Source organism: Citreimonas sp., from assembly GCF_042096055.1.
In the GTDB taxonomy this organism is placed as follows: Bacteria; Pseudomonadota; Alphaproteobacteria; order Rhodobacterales; family Rhodobacteraceae; genus Citreimonas.
On sequence record NZ_JBELMH010000103.1, the window covers coordinates 4,518 to 8,670 of the forward strand.

The 4,153-nt window shown below is 69.3% G+C and carries 4 protein-coding genes; all 4 read left to right on the forward strand.

What is annotated here, in order from left to right; all coding sequences use genetic code 11:
* Positions 1-57 precede the first annotated feature (57 nt).
* From ACFDTC_RS16200 to ACFDTC_RS16215, 4 genes are read left to right on the forward strand one after another with little or no spacing between them, the layout of a single operon-like run.
* Complete coding sequence (locus ACFDTC_RS16200; RefSeq protein WP_375259924.1) at positions 58-810, forward strand: biotin--[acetyl-CoA-carboxylase] ligase; 753 nt, start codon at positions 58-60, stop codon at positions 808-810.
* Positions 811-823: 13 nt separating this feature from the next.
* The gene (locus ACFDTC_RS16205; protein WP_375259921.1) at positions 824-1,612 is read left to right on the forward strand and encodes a type III pantothenate kinase; all 789 of its coding nucleotides are present in this window, start codon (positions 824-826) and stop codon (positions 1,610-1,612) included.
* Positions 1,594-3,261, forward strand: coding sequence for a ribonuclease J (locus ACFDTC_RS16210; protein WP_375259922.1), 1,668 nt, complete (start codon positions 1,594-1,596; stop codon positions 3,259-3,261). The genes ACFDTC_RS16205 and ACFDTC_RS16210 overlap by 19 nt, the downstream gene beginning before the upstream one ends.
* A 4-nt stretch (positions 3,262-3,265) precedes the next feature.
* Positions 3,266-3,910, forward strand: a complete 645-nt coding sequence (locus ACFDTC_RS16215; RefSeq protein WP_375259923.1) for an HAD-IA family hydrolase — start codon at positions 3,266-3,268, stop codon at positions 3,908-3,910.
* Positions 3,911-4,153 lie beyond the last annotated feature (243 nt).

Here is a 4,153-nt window from a genome sequence, read left to right on the forward strand (position 1 = left end):
CCTTCTGCGCGTGCCGCGCATTCATCCCCGGGATATTTCCGGACCAAAGAAGCATTGCTGGGGGCGCTCGTGGGCTGGCCTGACGGGTACGAGCGGCGCGTTCTGGACGAGGTCGACAGCACGATGGCCGAGGCCGCGCGCGTGGCCGATGCGCTTGCGGGTCCGCAATGGATCATGGCGCGGCGGCAGAGCGCGGCGCGCGGCCGGCGCGGGCGGGCCTGGCGCGATGCGGGCGGCAACTTGGCCGCGACGCTGGTGATGCGGCCCGTGGGCGGGCCGGGGCAGGCGGCGCTGCGGTCCTTCACCGCGGCCCTGGCGCTGCGCGACGCCTGCGTGACGCAGACCGGCGCGCCCGAGGCCTTCGCGCTGAAATGGCCCAACGACGTGCTAGTGAACGGCGGCAAGGCGGCCGGAATCCTGCTGGAAACCCTGGGCGCGCGGGGCGGCTCGCTAGCGGTGGGCGTGGGCGTCAACCTGATCTCGGCGCCCGGCGCGGACGCGGTCGAGCCGGGCGCGGTGCCGCCGGTGAGCCTGCTGGCCGAGACCGGGCAGCGCATCGAACCCGACGCGATGCTGGACGCTCTGGCCGCGTCCTTCGCCGCCTGGGAGGAGCGCCTGGTCACCTACGGCTTCGCCCCCGTGCGTGCGGCCTGGCTGGCCCACGCGGCGCGACTGGGCGAGACGGTGACCGCGCGGCTGCCGCGCGAGAGCGTTGACGGGATTTTCGAGACGGTGGACGACACCGGCGCGATCGTTCTAAAGACCGCGCAAGGCCGCCGCGCCATCGCCGCGGCCGACATCTTTTTCTGAGGGAGCGGCGGGCATGCTTCTGGCAATCGATTGCGGGAACACCAACACCGTGTTCTCGATCTGGGACGGGACGCGGTTCCTGGCCACCTGGCGCACCTCGACCGAGCATCAGCGCACGGCCGACCAGTACTATGTCTGGCTGTCGACGCTGATGAAGCTGCAGCACATCGAGGCCGACATCACCGACGTGATCATCAGCTCGACCGTGCCGCGGGTGGTGTTCAACCTGCGCGTGCTGGCCGACCGGTATTTCCGCACGCGCCCCATGGTGGTGGGCAAGCCCGATTGCGCGCTGCCGGTGGCGGTGCGCGTCGACGCGGGCACACAGGTGGGTCCCGACCGGCTGGTCAACACGGTGGCGGGCTACGACCTGCACGGCGGCGACCTGATCGTGGTCGATTTCGGCACCGCGACCACCTTCGACGTGGTCGCCAAGGACGGCGCCTACGAGGGCGGGGTGATCGCGCCGGGCGTGAACCTCAGCCTCGAGGCACTGCACCAGGCGGCGGCGGCGCTGCCGCATGTGGACATCTCGAAGCCGCAGCGCGTGGTGGGCACCAACACGGTGGCCTGCATGCAATCCGGCGTCTTCTGGGGCTACGTCGGCCTCGTGCGCGAGATCTGCGCACGCATCAAGGCCGAGCGCGGCACGCCCATGAAGATCATAGCGACCGGCGGGCTGGCGCCGTTGTTCCAGCAGAGCGAAGAGCTTTTCGACCACTACCACGACGACTTGACGATGCACGGGCTGACCGTGATCCACGATTACAACATGAGGGCTGCATGCGCGGTGAACGTCTGATCTATCTACCCCTCGGGGGTGCCGGCGAGATCGGCATGAACTGCTACGTCTACGGCTACGGCAAACCCGGCGAGGAGCGGCTGATCGTCGTCGACCTGGGCGTGACCTTTCCCGACATGGACGGCACGCCGGGGGTGGACCTGATCCTGCCCGACATCACCTGGCTGAAGGAAAACCGCAACCGCATCGACGCGGTGTTCATCACCCACGCGCACGAGGATCACGTGGGCGCCGTGGGCCACACGTTCGAGCAATTGGGCGCGCCGATCTACGCGCGGCCCTTCACGGCGAACATCGCGCGCCACAAGCTGGCGGAGTACGGGCTGGGGCCGAAGACGGTCAGGACCTGCTCGCCCTGGCCGCAGACCACGCAGGCCGGGCCGTTCACGGTGGGCTTCCTGCCGATCTCGCACTCGATCCCCGAGGCGAGCGCGCTGGTCATCGACACGCCCGAGGGTCGGGTGATCCACACCGGCGACTTCAAGCTGGACACGACACCCCTGGTGGGCGAGCCGTGGGACCCCGCGCTCTGGGCCGAGGTGTCCAAGCCCGGCGTCAAGGCGCTTGTCTGCGACAGCACCAACGTCTTCAGCAAGCATCCCGGCCGGTCCGAGGCCACCGTCGGCCCCGCGGTCGAGCGGCTGGTGGCCGAGGCGCGCCACATGGTCGTCGCCACCACCTTCGCCAGCAACGTGGCGCGGGTGAAGACGCTTGCCGATGCCGGCGTGCGCGCGGGCCGCTCGGTCTGCCTGATGGGCCGGGCCATGCGCCGGATGATCGAGGCCGGCGTCGAGACCGGCGTGCTGACCGATTTCCCCAGCACGGTGCCGATGGAGGACGCGGGCAACATCCCGCGCGAGAACCTGATGCTGATCGTCACCGGCAGCCAGGGCGAGCGGCGCGCCGCCAGCGCCCAGCTGGCGCGCGGCAAGTACAACGGGATCGAGCTGAAGGACGGCGACCTGTTCCTGTTCTCGTCCAAGACCATTCCCGGCAACGAGAAGGGCGTCATCCGCATCATGAACATGCTGTCGGAAAAGGGCGTCGATGTGGTCGACGACAACGACGGCATGTACCACGTCTCGGGGCACGCCAACCGGCCGGATCTGGAAACCGTGCAGGACATCGTGCAGCCGCAGATCGTGGTGCCGATGCACGGCGAACACCGCCACCTGCGCGAGATGGTGAAGCTCTCCGAGGCGCGCGGCCGCGCGGGCGTTCTGGCGGTCAACGGGATGATGGTCGACCTGTCGGGCAACAAGCCCGAGATCGCCGAGTATATCGAGACCGGGCGCACCTATCTCGACGGGACGGTGCAGGTGGGCGCGCTGGACGGCATCGTGCGCGACCGCATCCGGATGGCGCTGAACGGCCACGTGACCGTCACCGTCATCATCGACGAGGACGAGACGCCGCTGGGCGATCCCTGGTGCGACCCGATGGGCCTGGCCGAGGAAGGCCGCTCGCGCGTGCCGCTGGTCGATGTGCTCGAAGAGGACCTGAGCCAGTTCATGGGACGCGCCAACGGCAAGACCATCAAGGACGATGCCAAGCTCGAGGAAGGGCTGCGCCGCGTGGTGCGCCAGACCTGCATGAACGAGATCGGCAAGAAGCCCGAGGTGACGGTGGTCGTCAGCCGGCTGTCCTAGGCCGATGGTGCCGGTCGTCTTCGACCTCGACGGCACGCTGGTCGACTCGCTGCCCGGGATCGCCTGGGCGGCGAACACGCTGCTGGAAGACCGCGACCGCCCGGCGCTGCCGCAGGCGACGATCGGCAGTTTCGTGGGACTGGGTGAGCGCGTGTTCCTCGACCGGCTGATCGCGGCGGGCGGGCTCGACCCGGCCGAGGACGCGGCGCTGATGGCGCGGTTCCTCGACCTCTACCGCGCCGCGGCCGACCGCACCACGCTGTTTCCCGGCGCACGCGGCGCGCTCGTGGCGCTGCGTGCCGACGGTGTGCCGCTGGGCCTGTGCACGAACAAGCCGTCGGGGCCGCTCGACGCGGTACTCGACGCGCTCGACCTGCGCGGGCTCTTCGGCGCCATCGTGGCGGGGGACACGCTGCCGGTGCGCAAGCCCGACCCGGCGCCGCTGCACCGCGCCTTCGAGGCATTGGGCGGCGCAGGCATCTACGTGGGTGACAACGGCGTCGATGCCCAGACGGCGTCGCGCGCGCAGGTGCCGTTCTGGCTGTTCACCGAAGGCATCCGGCAGGAGCCGCTGGCCGAGATCCCGCACGACCGCGCCTTCGACGATTTCGCATATTTTGCAGACCTCTACCGTGCGACCTTCGCCTGATTGCACATGCCGGCGGCTTCTTTGGTCCGCAAGTATCCCCGCCGGAGGCCCCGGTCGCCGCGGGCACCACGCCGGCCATCGCGCACGTCTTCGACATCTCCGACGGTTCTTGCAACCGTGCCGCCATGGAATAGTTGGTCCGCAGACGCAAACCGAAGGAAAGGGACATCGACATGATCAACAAGAGCGGATCCGCCAACTGGAAGGGTGGCCTGAAGGACGGCACCGGCACGGTCTCGACCG